Below are 24520 nucleotides of genomic sequence, written 5' to 3'. Positions count from 1 at the left end.
TTATACCACATTCGCCGGCGAATAAAGCGAGCAAGCGCGAAGTTGCCGCCCGGCGGCCCGCAAAAAAACAAAAAGACCCGCCGGAGGACTTGGCGCGAAGCGTCCTCCTTCGAGTCGGGCGTTCCTGCGAACGCGAATGGCGCGAAGGGCTTTCCTTTCGTCTAATCGGATAATCGGAGCAGGCTCAGTAGCCGCTGCCGATGCCTTGATAGTAATAGCCGATGCGGCGCATCCGCTCCGCGTCCAGCATATTGCGGCCGTCGAAGAAATTGGGTTGGCCGAGCAGCCGCTTCGCTTCCTCCCAATCGATGCGCCCGAACGCGGGCCATTCCGTGCACAGCATGACCGCGTCCGCGTCCCGCAGCGCGTCCTCCGCTTCCTCGCAGACCGCGACCGCCCGGTAGTCGGCGCCGCCCGGCAAGGACGCGACGGGATCGTACAGCCGCACGTCGGCTCCTTCGCGGAGCAGGCGGTCGATGATCCGCAGCGCCGGCGCTTCCCGGATATCGTCCGTGTCCGGCTTGAACGCGAGCCCGAGCACCGCGACGGTCCGTCCCGCGAAGCCGCCGAGCCGGAGTCTCGCCTTGTCCAACAGGTAGGCGGACTGCGTCCGGTTCACGTCCATCACCTGCTCCAGAATGCGCAGGTCCGCGTCGTTCTTGCGCGCCGCGCCGACCAGTTCCGAGACGTCCTTCGGAAAGCACGAGCCGCCGTAGCCAAGGCCGGCCTGCAGGAAGCTCGGGCCGATCCGGGGATCGAGTCCCATGCCCTCGGCCACCTCGCTCACGTTGACTTCCAGCTTGTCGCACAGCTTGGCAAGCTCGTTCATGAACGAAATCTTCGTCGCGAGAAACGAATTGGACGCATACTTGATCAGCTCCGCCGTGCGCGGCGCGGTGACGAGCTGCGGGCAGGCGAACGAGACGTACAGACTCTTCAGCCGCTCCGCCGCCCGCCGCCCGTCGGCGCCGATGACGATGCGATCCGGCCGGAGCGCGTCCTCGACGGCCTTGCCTTCCCGCAGAAACTCCGGGTTGGACGCGACGTCGAACGGAAGGGGCGCCGGCTGCGCCTCCGCGATCCAAGCCTTGATTCGTTCCTGCGTGCCGACGGGGACGGTGCTCTTGGTCACGACGAGCTTGTAGCCGTCCATATGGCGCGCGATATCCTCGGCGGCCTGCCGCACGTAACGCAGATCCGCGCTGCCGTCCGCCCCGGACGGCGTGCCGACGCAGATGAAAATGACGTCATGTCCGGCGATCGCGGCAGCCTTGTCCGTCGTGAATTGCAGCCTTCCGCTCCGCACGTGCTCGGCGATCAGCTCCTCGAGGCCGGGTTCGTGAAAATGCAGGCGCCCTTCCTTCAGCCGTTCGATTTTGCCGGCGTCGACGTCGAGGCCGGTCACCTGCCAGCCCGTTTCGGCGAACACCATGGCGGTCGTGGCGCCCACGTAACCCGTGCCTACGATCAAGATTTTCAAGGTTCCTCCACTCCTTTATGCCCGGGCACCCCTGCGAGGACGGCGCGGTCGCCGACGATGACGTTCTTCATCGGGAACGGCACGTCCTTCGCATGCACCCCGTTCAAAATGATGCTGTTCTCGATGCTGCAGTTATCGAGCGTCGAACCCGCGCCGATCGAGACGTACGGGCCGATCCGGCAATCCTTCAGCACGCAGTCCTTGCCGATCGCCACCGGTTCGACGATCGTGCAGCCTTCCAGCCGGGCGCTGCCGTGAATCCGGCTCGCAGACGCCTCCGCGGCGAGCAGCTTGCGGTTGGCCCGCAGCCACCGGTCCGTCGTGCCGACGTCGATGTTCAGCTGATCCGTGACGCGGTACGTCACGGCGTAGCCCCAGTCGATCAGCCGCTGGATCGCGTCCGTGATCTCGTACTCGCCGCGCTTGGAGGGCCGGATGTCGCCGGCCGCGACGAAAATCTCCTTCGTGAACGCGTACGCGCCGAGCACCGCCAGATTGGACTTCGGCTCCTGCGGCTTTTCTTCCAGGCCGACGATGCGTCTGTCGCGAATATCCGCGATGCCGTAATCCTGGGGCACCTCGACCTCCGCGAGCAGCAGCGACGCCTGCGCGGCGCCGGATTCGATATCGTCCTTGAGCGCGGCCAGCGAAGCCGAGATCAAGTTGTCGCCGAGCAGCAGCATGAACGGCTGCCCCCCGATGTAGGCTTCCGCCTGTTTCAGCGCATGCGCGATGCCCTTGGCCTCGCGCTGGTAAATATACGTGATCGCGGCGCCGAGCGCCTCTCCCTCGCCGAGCTGTTCGCGAATGCCCGCTTCCTGGGACGGATGCACGACGATGCCGATCTCGCCGATGCCGATCTCCGTCAGCTTGACGATCGCCAGCTGCAGCAGCGGCGTGTTCGCCACGGGGATCAGCGTCTTCGGCCGGCTATAGGTAAACGGATAGAGACGGCTTCCTTTGCCCGCACAGAGAATCAATCCTTTCAAAGCCTTTCACTCCCCTCTTCCATCGCTTGCTATATTCTATGAAAACTGCTTTCACTCGGTATAGGCCAAGTCTTCGCGCAGCCGATAATGCCGCCGAATTTGATGAATGCGCCGTGCCCCGCTCGGAAGTCCGCTCATATCCTACAGTGAATGCCCATGGCAGACATCGACCTAAGGAGCTGAGGGACACTTGAGAATTGCGCAAATTTCGACGAACACGATACCTGTCCCGCCGAAGGATTACGGGGGTACGCAGCGCGACGTGCATTATTTGACGGAGGAGCTGGTCAGACGGGGGCACGAGGTGTTCCTGTTCGCCAAGAAGGGCTCGACGTCGAACGCGACGCAAACGTTCGAATACGAATCGGACGATCAGACCGCGCAGCTGGACTTCATCATCAAGAACATGCCGCCGGATATCGACATCATCCACGACCATTACGGCATCGTCGCCAAGGCGAATCCGCCGATCCCCACCATCTGCCAGTCCCATTCCAAGCGAATCAAGTCGAGCGTGCAGATCCGGGTCTACGTGAGCAAATTCATTTTGCGGAAGTACGGCAGGGGAAAAGGCTACGCCGTCTACAACGGCATGAGCATGGACGATTACACGTTCAAGAAGAAGAAGCAAAAATACTTGCTCTTCCTCGGCCGGCTGATCAAGGAGAAAGGCGTTCACCTGGCCATCAAGGTGGCCAAGAAGACGGGCCGCAAGCTCATCATCGCCGGCACGCTGAACGACAGGAAGTACTACAACGCCAAGATCAAGCCGCATCTGGGCAAAAAAATCCGCTACGTCGGCGCCGTAGGCGGCGACCGCAAGCGCGCGCTGCTGGCCAACGCGCACTGCGTCCTGTTCACCTCGACCTGGGATGAGCCGTTCGGGCTCGTCCTCGTCGAAGCGATGGCGAGCGGCACGCCCGTGCTCGGCTTCCGCCGCGGCGCCGTCCCCGAGGTGCTGCGCGGCGTGCCGCGGCTCGTGTGCGACACGACGACCGGCATGGCGGCGAAGGTCCGCAACCGCAAGCGGCTGCCCAGCGCCCGCGCGCTTCGGCGGTACGCCCGGACCCGCTACTCGGACCGCAACATGACGGACGCGTTCCTGAAGCTGTATCGCCGGGTCATCAACAAGAAGCTGTACAAGATCAAGCAAAACACGCTGTGGAACCGGCGCAAATCGAAGCTTCAATCTATGTCGAACGGAGATGAGGATTAGATGGTTACCGTGATCGCGTGCACGATGAGATCCGCCTTCATCGACAACGTGTTCGAGAATTACGACCGCCAGCTCTGGAAGAACAAGAAAATGATCATCGTCCTGAACAACGACAGCATGGACATCGAGGTCTACAAGGAGCGGGCGAGCCAATACCCCGAGGGCGAAGTCACCGTGTACCAGCTTCCCCAGCAGTACCGGCTCGGCAGGTGCTTGAACTATGCCATCAATAAAGCCGACAACGGCCTCATCGCCAAGTTCGACGACGACGATTACTACGGCCCCAAGTTTCTGCGGGAAGCCGCGCGCGCGATCAAGCACGGCCGGGCGGCCATCGTCGGCAAGCACACCGCCTACCTCTACTTCAACGCCAAGAAGACGCTGATGGTGTTCCGCCGGGGAGGCGAATGGAAGTACAAGCGCAACGTCAAAGGCGGCACGCTCGTGTTCCGCAAATCGGTCTGGCGCCGGGTCAAATTCCCCGCCTACCGGAAGGTCGGCACGGATTCCAGCTGGCTCTCGCGCTGCATCGGCCGGGGCTACCGCGTCTTCTCCGTCTCCAAGCGGCACTATGTCTGCGTCCGCCGGAAAAACTGGAACAGCCATACGCAGAAAAAGAGCACGCGCCGGTACATGCGGCACTGCAGGTTCGTGCGCCGGACGACGAATTTCCGCCGGTACGTCAATTAACGCCGGGAGGCGAGAGAACGCGCGCAAGGTCAACCGCCGGCCGGTTGACCTTGATTCGTCCAAGAGGAGGCGAAGCTATGGCCGCGAACCGGACCGCGGGGGTTACGATCGTGACCTCCACCATTCGGACGAAGCACATGCAGGATATTTTCGATAACTTCGAACGCCAGCTCTGGCCCGTCAAAGAGCTGATCGTCATCGTCAACGACAACGGCATCGCTCTGCGCCCCTATAGGGAGCTGGCCGCCCGCTACGGCGGCGTCCGGGTGTTCCGCGTCGACGGGAGCCGCAACCTCGGCGCCTGCTTGAATTACGCGGTCGCCCGCGCCCGCTACCCCTATGTCGCCAAGTTCGACGACGACGATTACTACGCGCCCCGTTACCTGGACGAAGCCATGCTGCTGTTCGCCAAGAAGAAGGCGGACGTCGTCGGCAAGCGCTCCTGCTACTTTTTCTTCCCGCACCGCTCCTTGCTGCTGCTGCGCCGAACGACCGTCAAGCCGTACGGCCGGTGCAGGCGCATCGCCGGGGCCACCATCATGTTCCGCAAGCGGGTGTTCAAGAAGGTCGCCTTCTCGGCGAAGGTCGCCGCGGGATCGGACGTCCGCTTCGTCAACGCCTGCCTGAAGAACGGCTACAAGGTGTTCACGAGCTCCTCCTACAACTTCGCCGCGTACCGCCGCCCCAACCGGAAATCGCATACGTGGCAGGTGTCGGAGCAGCGCCTGCTCGCCTCCAAAGGCGCGAAAATCGTCCGCACCGCCGATTTCAAGCCCTACGTGGAGCGGTCGCTCGACCAGCTGCCGCTGCCGGAGGCGCTTCGTCCGGACGGCGCGGGGCAAGCGGACGGCGCGCAGGCTTGGAGCGGTCCGGCCGGTGCCGGCCTGGCGTATGGCGGCGGCGCATGGAACGGCTTCGCGAACGGCCTGCCGATCGGCGCGGGGAAGAGCGCGGCGGGCGGCACGATGAACGGCGCGGGGATTGACCAAGCGAAGGGCGCGCTTGCCCCTTTCGGCCATGCGCTGTCTATGCGGCGGCGTCCTTGACGCCCCGGACGGCCGTTACCGCTTGGCGTTTGCCCGGGCGTACCGCATGATCTTCCGGAATACCCGCGGATCGGGATGCTTCCTGAAGATGTAAGGATCCGGCGCCGTGTTGACTTCCAGGATGTACGGACGCAGCGCGCGGTCGAGCGCGATATCGAGGCCGATCACGCTGACGCCCGGGAACGCCCGCTGCATGGCCGCTCCCGCCTGCGCGCCCAGCTTCGCCAGCGCCTGCAGCTTCGCGGCCGGCTGCGCCGCATGCGCGCGCAGCAGCGTTTCCGCGGTTACGATTTTGCCGCCGCCGTGGAAGTTGGTCACGATCTTGTTTTTGGCGGCAACCCTGCCGATGATGCCCGTCGTCTCCCACTTCTTCGAAGGACTCAGCTGCGCCATGACCCGCAGATCGAACTTGCGTCCGTCGTATTCGAGGAGGTGAATGCCCTTCTGAACGAGATACCGCCTGCCGCGGGTTCTCGCCTTGAGCGAGCCGTACAGCGCGCCGAACCGGGCGAATCTCCGAATCCGCTTGCCGGCCTGGTAGCGGTAGCCGTCGCCGGCGCGTTCGACCCGCATCACGCCGTTGCCGTGCATGCCGCGGTCCGGCTTCACGTACACCATCCCGTAGCGGTTCAACCGGTCCTGCAGGGCGGCCGCCGTCATCTTCGCCGTATCCGGCACGTGCCCGGCCAGCGGCGCGCTGCCCAGCAGCACGGCCGTCTTTCTCCATTTGCTTGCTACATAACGCGGCATACGATTCTCCTTTGCGTTCGAATTCGATTCTCCGAATTGCCCGATACACCCTTACACCCTATTCATGACTCTCGCGCTTGTTGCTAGGCGGCTGCCGGCGGCAGATAGATGTACTAGAAGACGTCCGTACGGCCGGCAAGGCGGACGGGCCGGATCGCAAAAGGCGCGGCGTTCGCCGCAACCGGACATAAAAAAGAAGCGGCCCGGCGGCCATTCGCGATGGCTGCCGGGCTGCTCCCGGATAAAACGCACGTATGAGTCCAAGCTCCCCGCGGCCGTCTACCGGCGGATCAGGACGGAATTTTAATGATGAACGTCACGGTATCCGGCTCGTCGAGGGCCAGGGCGATATCGCCCTTGTACTTGTCGACGAGGGACTTCACGATATGCAGGCCGAGGCCGGAATGGCCTTCCCCCTTGGACGTGTAGCCCGGCTTGAAGAGCGGCTTGTCCCGCAGCTCCCCGGCATGGAGGCACGTATTGCTGATCTCGCATTGGAAGTACCCGTCGCGCTGGCTTCCCGAGACCCGGACGACGCGGCTGCCTTCCCCGTACTTCATGACTTCGTCGAACGCGTTGTCGATGAGATTCCCGAACAAGCGCGTCATATCGAGCGATTTCATGCCGAGCTCCGGCTGCTGCGTGCCGCCGAATTCCGTCGCGAAATCGATCTTGAGCATCTCCGCCTGCAGCATCTTGGAGCGGACGAGCGCCGCGATCGCGGGATTGCCGATGTTGATGATGTCGTTCATCTGATGGATCTCGCCCGTCAGTTCCGCGGTGTACGCCCGCAGCTCCGCCGTCTTCCCGAGCTCCGCGAGCGAGCGGATCGTCTGCACGTGGTTCATGAAGTCGTGGCGCTGCGAACGGATCGACTGGAACATGCCGTTGATCTCGTCCAGGTACGTCTCCTGCGCCCGGCGCGCCAGCTTGTCCTGCGACTTCCGGTACGCCGTGACGACGCCGTACAAGAGCGCGAGGCTGACCGCCGACGCGCTGGCCATGATGATGCCGATGTTCCGGAACTGCTTGTCCAGCGTGTCCTGAATCGTGCCGTAATCCGCCACGAGCGACAGCACGTACCGCGGGATCGGCTTCCCGTCGCCGTCGAGCATGCTGGCCACCTTCGTGTCGACGTCCACCGGGATGAACAGCTTGATGACGCGCTCGCCGCCGACGGACGCGTCCTGGTACACCTTGGCGTCCTTCTCGTTCGCGGTCTTCACGTTCGCGGCGTCGCGCTTGTCCTTGAACGTGTACGCGCCTTCGATAATCGGATTTTGCGTCCGGTGGTCCAGCGTCTCCCCGTTGTCCGTGACGGTCCGATTCTTGCCGTCCGGGAACGTCGCCGGATTGATGACCGCGATCTCCTTCAGCCACGAATTGGCTTCCAGCGTGTCCGCGATCAGCTTGCCGACGCCCGTCGCCGCGTCGTAGCCGAGCTGCCGGCTCTGGTAGCTGATGTACGGGTCCGTCATATAGTTCGTGGAGCCGTCGAAGTAGTAGCCCCATTTATGTATTTGGTCGGTGGACGTCGTCGAGAATTCGAACGGTCCCGTCCAGAAGTTCGTCAGCGTCTGCCCCCAGCCGATCGTCACCTTCTTGTCGTCGAACAGCTGGTTGAACGCCTTGTACCACGGATCCCAGCCGTCGGTCTCGTAGCCCAGCTCCTTCGGATCCGAGGATTTATAGAGCACGATGTTGTCGGCCGTCCGCTTCAGCAGGGTGATGTCGACCAGGTCGAGCTTCTTCGCCAGCTCCGCGAGCTGGTCGTTCGAGACCTTCTCGACGTCGGGATCGAGCGCGTACTGCGCCGCGATGGAGGCGGCCCGCAGCTCCCGGCCGATCTCCGCCTGGTACAGTTCCGCGCCGCTGCGGGACGTCTCGATCGAGATGCCGATCTGCTTCGCGACGGAATCGAGTTCATGCTGCAGCCCGTCTTCCAGCGATTGTTTCGTCGTGAAATAATACACGGTGTTGTTCGCGCCGAGCAGCGCCACGATCATGATGATTACCAATAGCCAAGCATTACGACGCATTCCCCGTACTCTCCGATCAAAACCTGTATTTTCTGCGGCGTCGCGGATGAGCGCGATGATGCCAGGCGCTTCCCATTATGACGGATTTCGAACAGAGTGACAATGTGAGAAATAAACTTACCTGGAATAATGATGCACTACGCGCATATTTTTCCGAAGCGGTGAAAGATTCCGATCAAACGCTCGCGCGTACGATTAGCCGCGCATGCGCTTGAACCACGCGAGCACCGCCCACCTGCGCTCCTGGCGCTTCTTGTAGCGGGGCAGCGAACGGTAGATCGCGCCGCATTCGGCGAGCATCCGCTTCGCTTCGTCCTTCCGGCCGAGCTCCGCATAGAGGCCCGCGAGCCGGTAATACGCCTCGATGGAAGACGAATGGATGCCGCGGAACTCCTGCAGGCAGCCGATCGCCTTCTGCGGATCCTTCTTCGCGTACAGGGACGCGAGCCGCAGGTACGGCGCGCCGTACTTCACCCGCGGGTTGATGGACAGCGCGTTGCGCAAGGCCGCTTCGGCCGCGTCCGTCTCGCCCAGCGGCGCGAGGCTGGCGCCGAGATCGTCCCAAAATTCCGCGGAGTTGTCCAGCGGATCCTGCAGCGGCATGAGCCAGGACTTCGCTTCCGCGTACCGCTTCCGTTCGACGAGCAGCCGCGCCAGCTCGTGCTTGGCGGGAATGTCGTTCGGATTCATCGCGATTTGCTGCCGCAGCCGGCGGATCGTCCCGAAACGGCGAAGCGGCCGTACGATGCTCGGCGTCAGGCCGAGGAACCGGCGCTCGACCGCGTACAGCACGACCAGCAAGATGATGATCCCCAAGAACGGAATCCCGAGCAATCGCGCTAAAAATAAGATCAACAATACTTTGACCATGTGCCACCTGCCGCAATAAAGAATGGTAAACCTGCCATAATTGTACACGATTAGCCCGGTCCCGGATAGCGCCTTTGCGGTCTTGCGCGTCCGCCCTGCCGGCCGTACACTGGAAGCAAGCAACGGCAATCATACCGAAAGAAGGCGATCTCGATGCTGGACGAACTGCGCGCCAAGCTCCCGGGCTGGGTGGAGGCAAGCCGGGCGAAAGCCCGCGAGGGAGACGTGGCTTCTTATATACCGGAGCTCGCCAAAGCGCCGAGGGAAGCGCTCGGCGTTACGGTCATGGCGGCCGACGGCCAGACCGTCTCCGCGGGCGATGCGGAGCTGCGCTTTACGATGCAGAGCATCTCGAAGGTATTCACGCTGCTGCTCGCGCTCATGGACAACGGCGAGGAAGGCGTGTTCGCGAAGGTCGGCAAGGAGCCGACGGGCGACGATTTCAATTCCATGCTGAAGCTGGAGCTCGTGGAGCCGGGCAAGCCGTTCAACCCGCTGATCAACGCCGGCGCCATCGCGGTGACCTCCCTCATCCGCGGCGATACGCCCGCGGCCAAGACGGCGCGCATCCTTGCCTTCTTCGGCGAGGCGGCCGGCGGCGCGCGCCTGGACGTCAACCTCGACGTGTACCGCTCGGAATCCGCGACGGCCCACCGCAACCGGTCGCTGGCGTATTTTCTGAAGGACAACGAGGTGCTCGGCGACGATGTCGACGTCGAGGACGTACTCGGGGCGTACTTCCGCCACTGCGCGATCGAGGTCGACTGCGGGCAGCTCGCGCGGATGGCGCTCGTGCTCGCGCTCGGCGGGGTCGACCCCGTCAGCGGGCGGCGGCTCGTGCCGCGCCGGTACGTGCAGATCGCCAAAGCGTTCATGCTCATGTGCGGCATGTACAACGCCTCCGGGGAGTTCGCGATCCAGGTCGGCATCCCGGCCAAGAGCGGCGTGTCCGGCGGCATTCTCGCGCTCGTGCCCGGACGCTTCGGCATCGGCGTCGTCGGTCCCGCGCTCGGCGCGAAGGGCAACAGCACGGCCGGCGTCCATCTGCTGGAGACGATGGCCGCGGAACTGGATTGGTCGATGTTCTAAAGCGGCGCCGCGCGAATACGCAAGGCCGCCGGCGGCCGGAGCACGGGCAGGGCAAGGACGGAAGGCGAAGACGGAAGGCAATGAGGCAAAGACGGAAGGCAAAGAGGCAAAGACGGAAGGCAAACAAAAAAGCCGTGCGGGCATGGAGCCTGCACGGCTTTGTTCGTTGCGCCGGTTAACCGACGTGCATCATCATTTCCGGCTGCGCGCCCTCTTGGCCTTCGACCTTCGCCGGACGGCGAAGCATCAGGCCGAGCACGGCGCCGAACACCGCGATGAACGTCAGCACGAGGAACGTGTCGCCAAACGACTGCGAGTAAGCGTCGAGCTGGCTCTTCGCCGCCGCGGCGTGCACTTCCATCCGCTTCGCGAGAATCGTGGACAGGCCCGCGACCGCGAACGAGGTCATGACCTGCTGCGCCGCGTTCGTCAGCGACGTCACGCGGCCGACGAGCTCGCGCGGCGCCGACTGCATCAGATGCGTGTTCAGCGGCATCATGGACAGCCCCATGCCCGCGCCGAGCAGGGCGAGCGGCCCCATGATCATCGTCATGCCGGATTCCGCGTCGACGCGGGACAGGATGAACGCCGCCACCGTGACGAGCAGCATGCCGACGAAGACGAGCGGACGCGCGCCGATCTTATCGAACAGCTTGCCGCCGATCGGCATGAACACGCCGGCCGCGATCGCCTGCGGCAGCATGATGAGACCCGTGTCGAGCGCGCCTTTGCCATGGGCGTTCTGCAGGAACACCGGCACGAGGAACATCGTGCCGAACAAGGCGATTTGCGAGATCCACTGCACGACGATGCCGCGCGAGAAGTCCGAGGAGCGGAACACGCGGAGCTCCAGCAGCGGCTCCTTGCGCGACAGCTCGGCGATCACGAACAGGATGAGCGCGACGGCGCCGACGATGATGCCCGTGAGCGTCTTCGCGGAATCCCAGCCGTTCGCGCCTTCGCTAACGCCGTACGACAGGCCGGCGAACGCGAGCGGCGCCAGGATGAAGCCGAAGCGGTCGAGCGCGGCGACTTCCTTGCGCTCGATGCGCGGCAGCGTGCGGATGCCGAGCAGGATGCCGACGATGCCGATCGGGATGTTGATCAGGAACAGCCATTTCCAGCTGACGGATTCGATCAGCCAGCCCGCGAGCACCGGACCGAGCGCCGGCGCGAGCAGGATCGGAATGCCCATCATGCCCATGACCTGGCCGACCTTCTCGGGCGGGCTCAGTCGGTACGTGAAGGCCATCGCGATCGGAAGCACCATGCCGCCGCCGAGGCCTTGCAGCACGCGGAACGTGATCAGCATTTCGACCGAAGTGGACAGGGCGCACAAGAGCGAGCCCAACGTGAACAGAAAGACGGAAATCAAAAAGACCTTCTTGGCGCCGAACCGGTCGGACAACCAGCCCGAAAGCGGGATCGCGGCGGCTTGCGCGAGCGCGTAGCCCGTAACCGTCCAGCCGACGATCTGGAACGTGGAGTCGAACTCCTTGATGAAGCCCGGAATGGCGACGTTGACCGCCGTACCGTCCAAGACGACCATGAAAATGCCGATGATGATGGCTGCGAGCGGGGCCAATATTTTCTTGATGGAAAACGGTTCCTCCGTGCTTGCAGCGGATGTTGCTTGTGCCGACATGCATACCCTCCTACCCGAATCGTTGATTCCGCTATCGGCGCCGCTTCCTGCCGCTCATTGACCCTACATCGAAGGTGAGGTTAAAATGATAGCAGCGCGGGTCATTCGTCGCCGTGCGGTTTTTTGTAAAAATGGACAATTGTCCGTTTTCTATACACAGCTTACCGGACCGCGCGCCCGTTGTCAATGAACGGCGCGTAAAGTTTTCAAAAATTACAGGGGGTCATCGCTTATGCAGCAGCGCAACGAACGGAAGGACGCCGCCCGGCATCGCGAGCTCATTCTCGATACCGCTTCGCAATTGTTTCTCGAGCACGGCGTGGAGGGCGTCAGCATGCACCAGATCGCCAAGTCCGCCGGCGTCGGGCAAGGCACGCTGTACCGGCGCTATTCCTCGAAGGCCGAGCTGTGCCTGGAGCTGATGGCGGACAGCTTCCGGCGGTTCAAGGGCGAGATCGGGCAGTACTTCGAGCAGGCCGCCGGCGCGCCGGTCCGGGAACGGCTTGCGGGCTTCCTCGACCGCATCCTGGGCTACATCGAACGGGAGATCGATTGGCTGAACGCCATCAAGCCGTCGGCGTGGTGCCAGGAGGATCAGACGAACGTCTATCAGGCCGAGCCGTTCGTCTACGTCGTCGACACGCTGAAGGCGCTGCTCGACGAAGCGGCCGATAAAGGCGAAGCGCCGGCCGGCGACGCGGAATTCGCCGCCTTCACGATCGCGGCTTCGTTCAACCCGAGCAACTTCTACTACCTGATCAAGGACCGCGGGCTCTCCATCGAGGAGATCAAGGCGAAATATATCCGCTTCTACGACGGCTTGTTTTTCCGCCAGGATGGTTGACCGGCCGCAGGCTTCGTACGGTTTGCACGGGTGCCGGCGCGCTCGGCGCAGGCGCGCGCGAACGCGCGCCAAAAAGGACGCTCCCGCGAAACGAGGTGCCTCGCACCTGCTTCGCGGGAGCGTCCTTTTTGCCGTTCGCCGGCCGTCCGGTTTACTTCGGCTGCAGCGCGGCGTTGTTCCAGTCGCTCAGAAACTTCTCGATGCCGATGTCGGTCAGCGGATGCTTCCACAGCGCCGGCAGCAGGGAACCGGGAATCGTCGCGATGTGCGCCCCGGCGAGGGCCGCCTGCTCGACGTGGCCGACGTTCCGGATGCTCGCGGCGATGATCTCCGTCTCGAAGCCGTAATTGCCGAGCATCCGCTTGAGGTCGCGCACGAGCTGCATGCCGTCCGCGGCGATGTCGTCGAGCCGTCCGATGAACGGGCTGACGTACGTCGCCCCGGCCTTCGCCGCCATCAAGCCCTGCGCCGCGGAGAACACGAGCGTCACGTTCGTCTTGATGCCTCTGCGGGACAGCTCATGGCAGGCGAACAGCCCGTCCTCGGTCATCGGCAGCTTGACGACGACGTTCGGCGCCCACTGCGCCAGCTCGCCGGCTTCCTTCAGCATGTCCTCCGCCTTCGTGCCGATGACCTCGGCGCTGACCGGCCCGTCCACGAACGCGCAGATCTCCTGCACGACTTCTTTGAAGCCGCGCCCTTCCTTCGCGACAAGCGAAGGGTTCGTCGTAATGCCGTCCACGAGACCGAGCCGCGCGACCCGCTTGATCTCGCCGATATTCGCGGTATCCAGGAAAAATTTCATTCGTCCTTCATCTCCATTTGCGCGTGATTGAGCGGCGGCCGGCAGGGCCGGGGCTTGTCCGGCAAGTTCCACGCAAGCCGCGAAACGACTCGGTTCGCGTCGGACTGCCCAGCCGTTTTGCCTTTCCTGCGGCGCCGCTCCTCTTCTTCCTTCCCCGGCGGAAGCCGCCCTTGAATCCGCAAGGCAAGACCAAGCGCAAACGCCGCTGACCATCTAGCCGGCAATAATCCTTTCCGGCTTCGTACTGCCGCGCCGAGAACGGGACCTATCGGCCGCAATCGCGCGATTATGCGGCCGCGATGGCCTTTAGAACGCGAAACCGGACGAATACCCGCCCATTTTTACGGATAACCGCACCACTCCATAAGCCCTTTCATATGATACTTTGACTGTATCCCTTAACCTTGTTACATCATAAAAACCCGAGCAAGGAGGGGTGACAAATTTAATGGGTAGCGACCAGAAGAGCAAGTTCTTATTAACTCATCGTGAACGCGAGGTTTTCGAACTGCTTGTGCAGGATAAGACGACTAGAGACATCGCTCAGCAGCTGTTCATCAGTGAGAAAACCGTCCGTAACCACATTTCCAACGTCATGCAAAAGTTGAACGTTAAAGGTCGTTCACAAGCGGTTGTCGAGCTGATCAAGCTTGGGGAATTAAAAATTTGACGTTCTTCGCCGCATACCTTGCTCAAGCCTTCTAGCAGTGATTCCGTATTTATACGGAATCGTTGCGAGAAGGTTTTTTGACGTCCGCGCGGCCAGGCGCCCGGCACGCGAAAAACCGCGCCCCCGTGGGGAGCGCGGTTTTTCGTCCAAGCCGGCCGCTATCGGCGCCAATAATGCTCGTGCCCGTACCGGTACTGCTCCGGCCGCCTTGCGGCATGCACGGCGAACGCGCCGTTCGGCCGGTACAGAAACGGCGTTTCGCCCTGCGCGTACGGCGCGGCCTTGCGCCGTTCGATGCAGTCGAGCAGCACCTGCTGCTTCAGCGACAGGTATTCCAGCGTATGCGGACCGAATTCCGCCTCGATCTCCCCGGGCCGGAATTCGTAGTACACCGTCCGGCGCAGCGGATTGCCGTCGCCGGAAGGCGAGCCGTGCAGCACCTCGATGTTGTGGAAGATGACGTCGCCGGGCTGCATCGGCACCGGAATCGCGTCGTCCGTGGAGAAGCCGGGCTGATTGCAGCGCGCGTCGGCTTCCGCCTTCGTCCACTTGTTGCTGCCCGGAATGACCCACAGGCAGGTCTTCAGGTCCGCCTCGTCGAGATAAAAATCGACGTTGAAGATCGGCCGCGGATCGGCGCAGCCGTCCGGCACGGCCGCGTCGCGGTGCCACGGCACGATGACGCCCTCGTCCGGCGCCTTCAGCACCATGGAGTCCCACGTCGCGATCAGGTTGCGCCCCTGCAGCTTCTCGACGGAGCGCAGGATGAACGGATGGCCGAGCAGCGCCTTCATCGGATCGCTCTTGTCGATGACGTATTCGATGCGCCGCAGCACCGGCTGGCCGGATTTCACGCCGGTGCCGTACATGTAGTCCGGGTCGTTCTCGACGCCCGCCGCGCCCTTCTCGTACAACCGCTGCATTTCGCGCTGCACGAGCGCGAGCTCCTCGCCCGCCAGCACGCCGCGCACGACGAGAAAGCCGTTGTCCAGAAAATATTGCGCCTGCTCGTCCGTGATGGCCTCCTGCTTGCGCGCGTCCGCCACCGGAATGTTCACGCCGGTCAAATCCATGATTCACGCCTCCCCAACTAAGGATTGAGCTGCTTTACCCGTAGTATAAGGGAGAACGCGCGGCCTGTAAGTAGCGCAAAGTAACAAAGAGGTTGCCGAGATCACGCGGGTATGAGAACGTATACATAAACGAATCGCGAAAGCGAGAAGGAGGACGTCACATGTCGGGAAGCGCCGCCCCGCTGCCGGAGCATGCGGCCCATTCATACTTTCACCCGCCTTATATCACGCTGGCCCATCTCTTCCACGCGCCGCGGCTGTGGGGATTCCCGAGCCGGGTGCTGTCGAGCTACCAGTTCCAGTACGTCGTCGAAGGCGCCGCCGAATACACCATCGAAGGACGCGCCATTCCGACCCGCCGCGGCGATCTGATCTACCACGCTCCCGCGCAAGCGCACGAGGTGCGTACCTTCCCCGACGAGAAATACGTCTGCATCTCCATCCTGTTCGACTTCGGCGATGTGCCTTACCCCGTCGAAGAGCTGCTCGGGACGGACCGGTACGTCGGCAACTTCGCCGGACACGCGGTCGAACAGCTGCTGACGCGGCTGATCGCCCGCTACCATCAGCCGGGCCTCGCCAACCACGCCGTCTGCCAAGGCCTGCTGATGCAGATTCTGAGCGAAGTGGCCGACTACAAGCAGGAACAGGCGTCGCAAACCACGGGCCAGCAAAAGATCAAAACGAAAATGGTGCTCATCCGCAATCATATCGCGGAGCATTACGACCGCGACATCAAGCACGCCGAGCTCGAAGCGCTGTCGGGCCTGAGCCGCAATTACATCATCGTCAAATTCCGCAAGGCGTTCGGCATGACGCCGTTCGACTACTTGACCCGCGTCCGGATCGAGCGCGCCAAGGAACTCGGCATTCTCACCAATATGTCGATCGGCGAGATCGCGCTGCGCGTCGGTTACGCGGACGTCCATACGTTCGGAAGGATGTTCAAGCGGAAGACGGGCGCGAGCTTCAGCCAATTTTGTTCCGCGATGGTCACCTAACGAACGCCGCGGCCGTTCCGCGCAACGCATGCAGGAAAATAAATAGAACGGGCGGCGATCCATGCAAAACATGAATCGGCTGCCCGTTCTTGGTTTATCTTAAGGATTAACGGCGAGCATGGCCCGAAATGTAGCGAGCCGGGAAGATGCGGTCGACCATGGCGTTGAATTCGGCGATATAGCCTTGGATCGGTTGACCGTTCTTGTAGTCGGCTTCGTAAGCGGCCATGCGATCCACGAATTCGGAATTCGCCGAGACGTAGACTTCCTTGATCGACGGCGACATTTTCTTGATTTCTTGCGCGATTTGCGCTCGGAGCGCCGCCGATACGTCGCTTTCCGCCATCATGCGTTCGGCGGAGAACGGCGCGACGGAGCCCGTGCGGCCATCGGCGAAGTTCGTGTAGCCGCGCGACGTGCCGCGCGTCAAATCATTGGCGACGTTCGCCGTGCCGCGCGTCACGTCGTTGATGACGTTGCCGGCGCCTTGGGCGAGATCCGTCATCGCGTTGCCCGTGCCCCGCGCGACGTCGGTAATCGGGTTGCCGGTGCTGCGGGCGACGTCCGTGATCGCGTTGCCCGTGCCCCGCGCGACGTTGCCGATCGCGTTGCCCGTGCCCCGCGCGACGTCACCGATCGCGTTGCCCGTACCGCGCGCGACGTCTCCGATCGCGTTGCCCGTGCCGCGCGCGACGTTGCCGACCGCGTTGCCCGCGCCGTACGTGACGTCCGCCGCGCCGCGCCCGACGGTACGGCCGATATCCATGGCGCCGCGGCCGATGTCGCGGCCCACGATGCCCGTATCCCGCGCCAGGTCGCGGCCAAGCGGGCTAGGCGTGCCTTTCGCGACGTCCGCCGGCAGGTTGGCCGTATTGCGGAGCAAATTGCCCGTGCCCCGCGCCAAGCCGGTCACGCCGCCGGCGATGTCGCGGCCGACGTTCCCCGTGCCTCTGGCGACGTCGTACGAGCCCCGGTACAGCGCGTTCGTGCCTTTGCTCATCGCGCGCGGGAGCGCGTTCGGAGCGGCGAGATTCGTCAAGTCTCTCGCCGTATTGCGCGACTGGTTCGTCAAGCCGGACTGATAATGGTTCGTCAATCCGTTGATATTGTTACGATTGCTGTTGACGTAATTGTAAGAAGGACCGCGAAGATAGCTGTTCGTGTTCAAGCTCAGGGACATGTTGCGGACGCCGTGCGACACGTTATGGAACGAGCTGCTGCTGCGGCCGTTCGCCAGGCCCTTCATCTTGTTGGCCGCCTTGCCGTACATGGCCGTGCCGCTCGTGCCGTACATGCCGTTCATGCCGTAGTTGCCGCTTGTGCCCATCATGCCGTTCATGCCGTACGTATTCTTGGTGCCCGACAAATGCATGTTCGGCGTCGCGATGGAGCTGGCCCGCGTCATCCGGTGCACGCCTTTGCCCCGGTCGAGGGCGTGCGCATTCATCGAACGCATCGTATGCGGGCGCAAATACGCCTGCTGCGTGCGGCTCAGCGCCTTCGCGCTGCCCAGGCTCATCGAGCTCGTGCCGCTTTGGTGAACGGGCGCCCCCGCGGTTCCTTTGCCGGCGCCGGCGCCGCGGTTAAGCCGCACGGCTACGTAAGCGTTGTTGTCGGTCAGCATGACGTAGGCTTTGCCGACGCCCTTGATGCCCGAGATGCGCTCCCCCATCGCCTCGCTCATTTCCATCCGGTAGTTCTTGTGAAGGCCGACCAGATTGTTGCTGTTCAGCCGATGGCCGTCCACGCGGTTCATTTCGTTCATCTGGTCGTTGGCGAAACGGGTGTTCAAAATGCGGTTGCCGTTCATGTCGTACGAGACGCTGTTGCCGCGAATGTTGCGATTGCCAAGCTCGCCGTGCTTCTCCATGCAGCCCGTGAGCACTGTCGATAACATTGCCCCGGCTGCAAGCATTGCCCACTTCCGATGCTGCATCCCATCATCCTCCGTTTTATCGTCTGAACCCTACTCATGCGGCCCATAAGTAGCGTTAGCCGAACGGGGATGCGCTATGCTGGCAACTTTTTAGCTCCGCTGCGCCGGATTCCCTACCCGGCGCACCTCTGGCGCTTTGGCGCGCGGGCCGGGAAGGCGCTTGCACGCAGCACGAGGATATCGCCGACAGACTTCATCCGTTCATCATTCGATGCGGTCCCCCTCGAATCGGTCCTCGGCCTCGATGTAAGCCATCGCGTCGCAATCCGCGAACAAGGCGCGATATTCGGGCAGAAGCAGCGCATGCGACGCGGCGGCGGCGGCGTCGTCCAGCCCTTCCCGCTCCACGGCCACGACCGCGTCCGCGCCGCGCTCGTTCGTCACCGCGATCCGCCGTCCCGCGTATCCCGTAACGGCGCTTGCCGTCCAGCCGTCCTCGGTCAGGACGGCCGTTCCGATCCCGCTTCGCCCCGCGGACGGGCCGGCCAGCAGCGCCAGCTTCAGCCGTTCGTTGCCGCTCGCGACCCGCAGCCGCCAATCGATCGCGTGCGAAGGCAGCTCCAGCTCGACGGTCTCGCCCGCCGGCACGAGGCGCTGCGCGTGGATATGCGGCGGCAGCGCGGGCGCGCCCGCGCAATGCGCCGGCCGGTCCACGCTCCGGATCGCGGGATGCACCGAGAAGCGGAGCTCGGCGCAGCGGTCGATCACCGCTTCGTACGCCGTACCGCAGGCCGCGCAGCGATCGCGGTCCGCGTGCCCGGGAATCCCCGGCGCCGACGTCTCGGATGAAGACTTGCAGACGGGGCAGACGAGCCGCCAAGCCAGGTCGAAGAGCCCGAGGCGCGTGCCCGCCAGCATGAGCCGGAGCACGTCTTCGCGCGGCGCGTCCCATGCCCGGGCCAGCGCGTAGGGGCGGATATCGGCCGCCGCCGCATCGTCGCCTTGGCGGATCAAGCGCCCGGCTTGCGCCGCGAGCGTCTCGGCATGGCCGACGGCGACGAGCTGCCGCAGTCCTTCCGCCAGCTTCGCTTCGTTCACGGCTTGGCGCCCCGCGGTCTTGTCCGCCGCCGGGTAAGCGCCGATCGCCCAAGCCTCCGCATCGGCGGCCAGCCCGCCCGCGACATACCGGAACGTCCGCGCCATGAGCCGCTTCGCCGCGAGCCGCACCGGCAGCGCCAGCGCCGGATGCGCGGGCACGAGGCCGGCATACAGCTGAACGAGCGTGCCCGGCCTGCCGCCAACGGCTTTATCGTCCAGCCGAATCCCGAAGCGGAACGCCCGCAGCGGGCCTTTGGCGTATTCGCGATAGCTCTCGTGCCACCGATACCGCGACCACTCGAACGAATGGTCCGGCCCCGCCGGCTCCGGGTAACGGAACGGCGCCGCGAGATGCGCGAGGCCCGCTTCGGCGGCTGCCGCGAACCGCTCGCGGACGGGGGCGAATCCGATCGCCCGGTTGACCCGCCCGATATCGGACAGCATCTCCCACGCACGCGCGCGGGCAATCGGAAACGCCTTCTCCATAATGACCGTAACGGTCCTCTCCCGGTTATTCCGCGCATCGCTCAAGGCCTTCAGCTCCTATCGTCCAAATTGCAAGCTCGACTGCTTCCATCATAACCCGAAATCACCGAACGGGCCACGGAATAAGCAAAAAGACTCTTGCGCGGGGCAAGAGTCTCATCGCCATGCGAATCGCCGGCCGGGCCGCGTCCGCGTCATACGAAATTGCGCGTGTCGTTGCTGCGGCCGAACTTGTAGACGGCGATCAGGAAGAAGACGGCTGCGAAGGCGGTCAACACCGCGAAATGCAGCCCCAAGGCGCCGATCCCGCTGCCGGACTGCAGCTTGTCGATCGCGTCGAGCAGCCAGCGCTGCGGCAGGAAATCGGCTACCCGGCGCACCGCGTCCGGCATGATGGCGATCGGGAAGAAGCAGCCCGCGAGCATGGAGGTGGGCGTGAAAATGAGATTTTGCAGCGCGCTCGCGGCGCTCGACGACTTGGAGAACGCCACGACGGCGAGCGACAGGCTGACCGCGATGAGCGCGTACAGAACCAGCAGCCCGAACATCTCCCCGAACGGCACGCCGACGCTCAGATGGAAGACCGCCCGCATGAAGAAGAGCGCGACGGCGATTTGGGCCGCCATGACGATCAGATTGACGACGATGTTCGAGAGCACGTACGTCCGCGCCGAGATCGGCGACGAGACGATCCGGAAGTAGGTGCGGTTTTCCCGGTTCCGCAGGATCAGCTCCGTCAGGTTGCCCGCCGACGTCAGCATGAACATGAGCAGGAAACCGATCGACTGCGTCGACACTTGCTTGGCGCCGGACGTATCGTTGACGGACTGCGCCGTTACTTTGAACGTCGAGGCGGCGTAATCCTCGTAGAGCCGGTCGAACTTGGCCGCGTCGCCGTTCGCGATGCGCGCCATCGCGCCGACGTTGTCGATATAACCGGTCAGCATCGACTTGTAGTACGCCGTTACCGTCGCGCCTTTCACCGACTGCAGGGCGATATGGTCGGGCTGCCCCGCTATGACGCTGTCGGAAAAGCCTTTCGACAGCACGAGGCCGCTGTCCAGTTTCCCTGCCGCCAGCTGATCCTTCAGCTCCGCTTCGGTCACCATCGTAATGGTCATATGATCCAGCTTGCGCATGAAGCCGATCGTGTCGGCCGCGATCTTCGCTTGGCCGTCGCCGTTCACGATGCCCACCCGCACGTCGGGCTGCGACGAGGATCCGTACACGACGGTCGCCAGGATGACGCCCCCGATCGGCAGACCGAAATGAATCAGCCAATTGGAACGGTTGCGCAGAATGTGCCGCAGCGTCCACGCGACCAAAAACCATAGTTCGTTCCGCATCTTAGAAGCCCTCCCTTGTCCGGCGGACGGCGGCCGTAGCTCCGAGGAGCAGCAGCGCCGCGCCCAGATACAACCCGATGGCGGACCAGGCGGCCGCCGTATGGCCGGCGTAGATGATTTGGGTCAGCGCCGCGTTGCCCCAGCGAATAGGGGACGCCCAGGCGACGAGGCCCATGACGCCGGATTCGTTCACGGGGAAGTACGCGCCCCCGAGGAAGGAGCCCACCTGCACGATCAGCATCACCACGCCGCGTCCTCCGCCGTTCTTGAATAATTCGTTGGCCGCGATCCCGAGGCTCGTCGACATGATGATCTCGCAGACCAGCACGCCGATGACGAGCGGCAGATGCGCGCCCCAATACGCCTTGAACACCCATTTGCTGAAGAAAATGATGGCCAGGATGCAGAGCGAGTTCGATACGACGTTGCCGAGCACCTTGCCGACGTAAATCTCGCCGCGCCGGATCGGCGCCGATACGAGCCGGATGCCCGTGCCGCGCACGGCCTCCGAGCGCAGCAGGCCGCCCGCGGACATCGCGCCCCAGAGGCCGACCATGACCGTCATCGACAGCGCGTAATAATCCATGGAGCCCGGCGTGCGGTCGGCCGCGATCGACTCGTCCTTCAGATAGCTTCCGCCGTCCGCATCCGCAAGCAGCTCTCCGACCTTCGCCGGGTCCGTCCGCGCGACGGCCGCGGCGGCGTTGTATTTGTCCGCGAACGCGTTCAGCATCCCCTGCACGATGCCGCTTTCGACGGTGTCGCGGCTGCTGCCGTACTGCGAGATGCCGGCGTCCGTCACCTCGACGTACGCCGTATACTGATTATCCTCGACCGCGGCGCGCCCGTTCTCGCCGTCCTTCAGCGGCACGAACGCGATGCCGGTGCTCGCCAGCTGCTTCTCGAAGCCGCCGAACGCCTGCGACAAGTCGCCGCTGCTCGCGTCGTGCACCGCCACCTTGATGTCGCTCAGCTCCAGCTCGGTGACGAAGGCGTTCGTCAGCGTAATGCCGAGCACGAGCATCAGCACGATCGGAAAGCCGAGCATGAAAATAAACGTCCGGTAGTCCCGGAAGTGCTGCTTGATTTCCTTGACCGTCATCAACCAGGTAATCATGCGTATCCCTCCTTTCTCCCCCGTCAGTCCCGCAAATTGCGCCCGGTCAGCGTCAGAAACACCGTCTCGAGGTTCGGCTCGCGCTCCTCGACCGTGCGGATCTCGGATTCGCCGTCCATCAGGCGCTTCAGGATGCGGTTCAAATTGTCGACCGACGCGTCGCTGTGGACGCGGATGACGTTCTCTTCCTGGCTGACCTTGCGGACGCCGGGCAGCCCGGCAAGCGTCTCGCCTTCGCCGCCGGCCGCGCTCTTCAGCTCGATGACGATGTCCTTCGTGTCCGTGATCGTCGCCGTCAGCTGCTCCTTCGTGCCTTCGGCGATGATTTTGCCATGGTCCACGATCGCGATCCGCGAGCAGATCTCTTCGACTTCCTCCATGTAGTGGCTCGTGTAAATGATCGTGCAGCCCGATTCGTTCAGCTTCCGCACCGAAGCCAGGATGTAATTGCGCGACTGCGGATCGATGCCGACCGTCGGTTCGTCCATGATGATCAGCTTCGGCTTGTGCGCGATGGCGCAGGCGATGTTCAGCCGGCGCTTCATTCCGCCGGAGAAGTTCTTCGGGTAGCTCTTCGCCTTGTCGGCGAGCCCGACGAACGCCAACGCTTCCTCCGACCGCTCCTTCAGCCGTCCGCCGCGCAGCCCGTAGAGGCCGGCGAAGAAGCTCACGTTCTCGTAGGCCGTCAGGTCCTCGTAGATCGCCAGGTCCTGCGGCACGATGCCAAGGCTTTGCTTGGCGAAGCGGGGCTGCGCCTTGATGTCCCGGTCCAGGATGCGGATCTCGCCGCCGCTCGGCTGCAGCAGCGTGCAGATCATATTGATCGTCGTGCTCTTGCCCGCCCCGTTCGCGCCGAGAAAGCCGAAAATTTCGCCTTCGCGCACCTTCAGCGATATATTGTCCACCGCGACGAAATCGCCGAACTTCTTCGTCAGTCCCCGAATATCCAACACGTTCATGTTCTTCAACTCGCTTTCGTTGATCTTGTATCCTCAGTATAAAAAAACGAGACGCCCTTATGTCAGTGCATAAGTTCATCTCGTTCCCATGGGAAATCTCATATTCTTGCGCCTGCGCCCATCGGCCGGGGCATTGAAATGTTCATGGCCGTATTCATGGCGCGGCCCTGGCCCAAGTCGCTTGGGCCTAGCCGGAAGCGCGCGGCCTTGGCGCGAGACGCTCGGCTTTGGCGGGAGGCGCCCGGCCTTGGCGGGAGCAGCGCGGCCCTTGCGGGAGCAGGCCGGTCAGTTCAGGTCTCGGCGCGGCGCCGGTTACGGCCCGCCCGGCGTCGGCCGCGGCATGAGCGTCGTCACGGCGAAGCCCCGCGAGCCGTCGGCCGTCACCGTTCCGTTCGCGACGGCCGTCCGCTCCTCCATGCCGATGAGCCCCATGCCTTTGACCACCTTGGCCGCGCCTTGGCCGTTGTCGGACACGACGGCTTTGACGAAGCGGTTCAGCACCCGCACCTCCACGTGAACGGCCGACGCGTTCGCGTACTTGGCCGCGTTCGTGAGCGCCTCCATTACGTTCTCGTGGATGATTTTCCACTGCAGCGGCGTGATCGCTTCCATGTCGCCTTCGTGCACGACCGTCGTCAGCAGGTCCGACTTGCCGCCGAACGCTTCCACGGCGGAGCGCAGCCGGATCAGGCCCAGCTGCTCCACGGGCGGCTTCAAGTCCTTGAGCGTGCGCCGGATCTGCTCGATGCCTTCCTTGGAGATCGCGATGGCGTTGTTCAGCAGCGCTTCCGCCCCTTCGGGATCGCGCCGCAGCGTCAGGCGGGCCGCTTCCATCTGGATGAGCCCGCCGGTGATGGCATGTCCGATGCCGTCGTGAATCTCCTGCGCCACCCGGTTGCGCTCCTCCAGCTTGGCCAAGTACTCGCTCGCCTGCGCGAAGCCGGCGTTGTCGTTCAGCCGGCGTCCGAGCTCCTGCTGCCGGCGGCGCGACCGCTCGAGCTCATCCTCCTGCGCGTTCGTCCGGTTCATGTACCGCTTCACGATCGCGTAATTGAAGAAGACGAACACGGCGATGAAGGCGTAATGCAGCAGCAGGGACGCGGGCAGGAACAGCATCGGCGCGAGCACCGGCACGAGCGCGAAGCGGTGCCGCCGGAGCCGGAAGGACGCGAGCTCGAGCAGGCTGGGCGGCAGCAGCAGCAGCAATTCCGGCTGCACGTACGCGCCGCACAGCAGCACGTACAGCACCGTCGCGACCGCGAGCCCCTGCTTGGCGGGCGCGGGCTTCGCGATATGCAGGATCAGGTTCACGATCAGATAGAGCAGCAAATAAAGCACGAGCAGCTTCGGTGCCTGCGGGCGGACGAAGTAGGCCAGCGCGATGACGTAAAGCCAAACGATCGTCTTGTTGCCGACGGTCCATACTTCCAC

At 63.5% G+C, this 24520-nt stretch carries 21 protein-coding genes; 7 read left to right on the top strand and 14 right to left on the bottom strand.

What is annotated here, in order from left to right; translation table 11 throughout:
- Positions 1 to 184: 184 nt before the first annotated feature.
- Positions 185 to 1480, bottom strand: a complete 1296-nt coding sequence (locus I8J29_RS11565; RefSeq protein WP_208847762.1) for a UDP-glucose dehydrogenase family protein — start codon at positions 1478 to 1480, stop codon at positions 185 to 187.
- Positions 1477 to 2469: a sugar phosphate nucleotidyltransferase gene (locus I8J29_RS11560; protein WP_208847761.1), complete on the bottom strand. Its 993-nt coding sequence runs from the start codon at positions 2467 to 2469 to the stop codon at positions 1477 to 1479. Before I8J29_RS11560 ends, I8J29_RS11565 begins: the two co-directional genes overlap by 4 nt.
- A 190-nt stretch (positions 2470 to 2659) precedes the next feature.
- Between I8J29_RS11560 and I8J29_RS11555 the strand changes: the two genes are divergently transcribed.
- From I8J29_RS11555 to I8J29_RS11545, 3 genes are all read left to right on the top strand, one after another.
- Positions 2660 to 3685, top strand: a complete 1026-nt coding sequence (locus tag I8J29_RS11555) for a glycosyltransferase family 4 protein (RefSeq protein WP_208847760.1) — start codon at positions 2660 to 2662, stop codon at positions 3683 to 3685.
- Positions 3686 to 4375, top strand: coding sequence for a glycosyltransferase family 2 protein (locus tag I8J29_RS11550; RefSeq protein ID WP_208847759.1), 690 nt, complete (start codon positions 3686 to 3688; stop codon positions 4373 to 4375).
- A 77-nt stretch (positions 4376 to 4452) separates the two neighbouring features.
- Positions 4453 to 5421, top strand: coding sequence for a glycosyltransferase family 2 protein (locus I8J29_RS11545; protein ID WP_208847758.1), 969 nt, complete (start codon positions 4453 to 4455; stop codon positions 5419 to 5421).
- A gap of 15 nt (positions 5422 to 5436) precedes the next feature.
- Here I8J29_RS11545 and I8J29_RS11540 read toward each other — a convergent pair whose 3' ends face one another.
- The 3 genes from I8J29_RS11540 to I8J29_RS11530 all read right to left on the bottom strand — a co-directional run bounded on the left by I8J29_RS11540 (position 5437) and on the right by I8J29_RS11530 (position 9080).
- The gene (locus tag I8J29_RS11540) at positions 5437 to 6171 is read right to left on the bottom strand and encodes a YheC/YheD family protein (protein WP_208847757.1); all 735 of its coding nucleotides are present in this window, start codon (positions 6169 to 6171) and stop codon (positions 5437 to 5439) included.
- Positions 6172 to 6461: 290 nt separating this feature from the next.
- Positions 6462 to 8210 (bottom strand): sensor histidine kinase, encoded by a 1749-nt coding sequence (locus I8J29_RS11535; RefSeq protein WP_208847756.1) that lies wholly within the window; start codon positions 8208 to 8210, stop codon positions 6462 to 6464.
- Positions 8211 to 8405: 195 nt separating this feature from the next.
- Positions 8406 to 9080, bottom strand: coding sequence for a tetratricopeptide repeat protein (locus I8J29_RS11530; RefSeq protein WP_208847755.1), 675 nt, complete (start codon positions 9078 to 9080; stop codon positions 8406 to 8408).
- Positions 9081 to 9233: 153 nt separating this feature from the next.
- Between I8J29_RS11530 and glsA the strand changes: the two genes are divergently transcribed.
- Positions 9234 to 10169 carry a glutaminase A gene (gene glsA, locus I8J29_RS11525; protein WP_208847754.1) on the top strand — a complete coding sequence of 312 codons (936 nt, stop codon included), beginning with the start codon at positions 9234 to 9236 and terminating at the stop codon, positions 10167 to 10169.
- Between the two features lie 175 nt (positions 10170 to 10344).
- Here glsA and I8J29_RS11520 read toward each other — a convergent pair whose 3' ends face one another.
- Positions 10345 to 11814 (bottom strand): DHA2 family efflux MFS transporter permease subunit, encoded by a 1470-nt coding sequence (locus I8J29_RS11520; RefSeq protein WP_208847753.1) that lies wholly within the window; start codon positions 11812 to 11814, stop codon positions 10345 to 10347.
- 232 nt (positions 11815 to 12046) lie between these two features.
- On the opposite strand from I8J29_RS11520, the gene I8J29_RS11515 reads away from it, so the two are divergent.
- Complete coding sequence (locus I8J29_RS11515) at positions 12047 to 12658, top strand: TetR/AcrR family transcriptional regulator (protein WP_208847752.1); 612 nt, start codon at positions 12047 to 12049, stop codon at positions 12656 to 12658.
- A 151-nt stretch (positions 12659 to 12809) separates the two neighbouring features.
- On the opposite strand, the gene fsa is transcribed toward I8J29_RS11515, so the two are convergent.
- Positions 12810 to 13463 (bottom strand): fructose-6-phosphate aldolase, encoded by a 654-nt coding sequence (gene fsa, locus I8J29_RS11510; protein ID WP_208847751.1) that lies wholly within the window; start codon positions 13461 to 13463, stop codon positions 12810 to 12812.
- A 448-nt stretch (positions 13464 to 13911) separates the two neighbouring features.
- Here fsa and I8J29_RS11505 point away from each other — a divergent pair, with 448 nt between their 5' ends.
- Entirely contained in the window at positions 13912 to 14133 is a 222-nt protein-coding gene (locus I8J29_RS11505) for a helix-turn-helix domain-containing protein (RefSeq protein WP_090641524.1), read from the top strand.
- 158 nt (positions 14134 to 14291) lie between these two features.
- Here I8J29_RS11505 and I8J29_RS11500 read toward each other — a convergent pair whose 3' ends face one another.
- Entirely contained in the window at positions 14292 to 15206 is a 915-nt protein-coding gene (locus I8J29_RS11500; RefSeq protein ID WP_208847750.1) for a phytanoyl-CoA dioxygenase family protein, read from the bottom strand.
- Between the two features lie 161 nt (positions 15207 to 15367).
- Between I8J29_RS11500 and I8J29_RS11495 the strand changes: the two genes are divergently transcribed.
- Entirely contained in the window at positions 15368 to 16207 is an 840-nt protein-coding gene (locus I8J29_RS11495; RefSeq protein ID WP_208847749.1) for a helix-turn-helix domain-containing protein, read from the top strand.
- 106 nt (positions 16208 to 16313) lie between these two features.
- On the opposite strand, the gene I8J29_RS11490 is transcribed toward I8J29_RS11495, so the two are convergent.
- From I8J29_RS11490 to I8J29_RS34460, 6 genes are all read right to left on the bottom strand, one after another.
- Entirely contained in the window at positions 16314 to 18143 is a 1830-nt protein-coding gene (locus I8J29_RS11490) for a YhcN/YlaJ family sporulation lipoprotein (RefSeq protein WP_208847748.1), read from the bottom strand.
- A 204-nt stretch (positions 18144 to 18347) separates the two neighbouring features.
- The gene (locus tag I8J29_RS11485; protein ID WP_208847747.1) at positions 18348 to 19712 is read right to left on the bottom strand and encodes a DUF5939 domain-containing protein; all 1365 of its coding nucleotides are present in this window, start codon (positions 19710 to 19712) and stop codon (positions 18348 to 18350) included.
- Positions 19713 to 19861: 149 nt separating this feature from the next.
- Positions 19862 to 21013, bottom strand: a complete 1152-nt coding sequence (locus tag I8J29_RS11480; RefSeq protein ID WP_208847746.1) for an ABC transporter permease — start codon at positions 21011 to 21013, stop codon at positions 19862 to 19864.
- Between the two features lies 1 nt (position 21014).
- A complete protein-coding gene (locus I8J29_RS11475; RefSeq protein ID WP_208847745.1) occupies positions 21015 to 22130 on the bottom strand; it encodes an ABC transporter permease in 1116 nt (371 codons plus the stop codon).
- 23 nt (positions 22131 to 22153) lie between these two features.
- A complete protein-coding gene (locus I8J29_RS11470; protein ID WP_208847744.1) occupies positions 22154 to 23089 on the bottom strand; it encodes an ABC transporter ATP-binding protein in 936 nt (311 codons plus the stop codon).
- Between the two features lie 312 nt (positions 23090 to 23401).
- On the bottom strand, positions 23402 to 24520 hold the full coding sequence (locus tag I8J29_RS34460) for a sensor histidine kinase (RefSeq protein WP_208847743.1): 1119 nt from the start codon (positions 24518 to 24520) through the stop codon (positions 23402 to 23404).

Source organism: Paenibacillus artemisiicola, from assembly GCF_017652985.1.
GTDB lineage: Bacteria > Bacillota > Bacilli > Paenibacillales > Paenibacillaceae > Paenibacillus_Z > Paenibacillus_Z artemisiicola.
This window is presented reverse-complemented; position numbering and strand designations above follow the sequence as displayed.

Bases quoted from the DNA above. Each gene is read 5' to 3' on its own strand.
- I8J29_RS11550 (WP_208847759.1), top strand. From the start codon at position 3,686: ATGGTTACCGTGATCGCGTGCACGATGAGATCCGCCTTCATCGACAAC.
- I8J29_RS11545 (WP_208847758.1), top strand. From the start codon at position 4,453: ATGGCCGCGAACCGGACCGCGGGGGTTACGATCGTGACCTCCACCATT.
- I8J29_RS11540 (WP_208847757.1), bottom strand. From the start codon at position 6,171: ATGCCGCGTTATGTAGCAAGCAAATGGAGAAAGACGGCCGTGCTGCTG.
- I8J29_RS11535 (WP_208847756.1), bottom strand. From the start codon at position 8,210: ATGCGTCGTAATGCTTGGCTATTGGTAATCATCATGATCGTGGCGCTG.
- I8J29_RS11530 (WP_208847755.1), bottom strand. From the start codon at position 9,080: ATGGTCAAAGTATTGTTGATCTTATTTTTAGCGCGATTGCTCGGGATT.
- glsA (WP_208847754.1), top strand. From the start codon at position 9,234: ATGCTGGACGAACTGCGCGCCAAGCTCCCGGGCTGGGTGGAGGCAAGC.
- I8J29_RS11520 (WP_208847753.1), bottom strand. From the start codon at position 11,814: ATGTCGGCACAAGCAACATCCGCTGCAAGCACGGAGGAACCGTTTTCC.
- I8J29_RS11515 (WP_208847752.1), top strand. From the start codon at position 12,047: ATGCAGCAGCGCAACGAACGGAAGGACGCCGCCCGGCATCGCGAGCTC.
- fsa (WP_208847751.1), bottom strand. From the start codon at position 13,463: ATGAAATTTTTCCTGGATACCGCGAATATCGGCGAGATCAAGCGGGTC.
- I8J29_RS11505 (WP_090641524.1), top strand. From the start codon at position 13,912: ATGGGTAGCGACCAGAAGAGCAAGTTCTTATTAACTCATCGTGAACGC.
- I8J29_RS11500 (WP_208847750.1), bottom strand. From the start codon at position 15,206: ATGGATTTGACCGGCGTGAACATTCCGGTGGCGGACGCGCGCAAGCAG.
- I8J29_RS11495 (WP_208847749.1), top strand. From the start codon at position 15,368: ATGTCGGGAAGCGCCGCCCCGCTGCCGGAGCATGCGGCCCATTCATAC.
- I8J29_RS11490 (WP_208847748.1), bottom strand. From the start codon at position 18,143: ATGCAGCATCGGAAGTGGGCAATGCTTGCAGCCGGGGCAATGTTATCG.
- I8J29_RS11480 (WP_208847746.1), bottom strand. From the start codon at position 21,013: ATGCGGAACGAACTATGGTTTTTGGTCGCGTGGACGCTGCGGCACATT.
- I8J29_RS11475 (WP_208847745.1), bottom strand. From the start codon at position 22,130: ATGATTACCTGGTTGATGACGGTCAAGGAAATCAAGCAGCACTTCCGG.
- I8J29_RS11470 (WP_208847744.1), bottom strand. From the start codon at position 23,089: ATGAACGTGTTGGATATTCGGGGACTGACGAAGAAGTTCGGCGATTTC.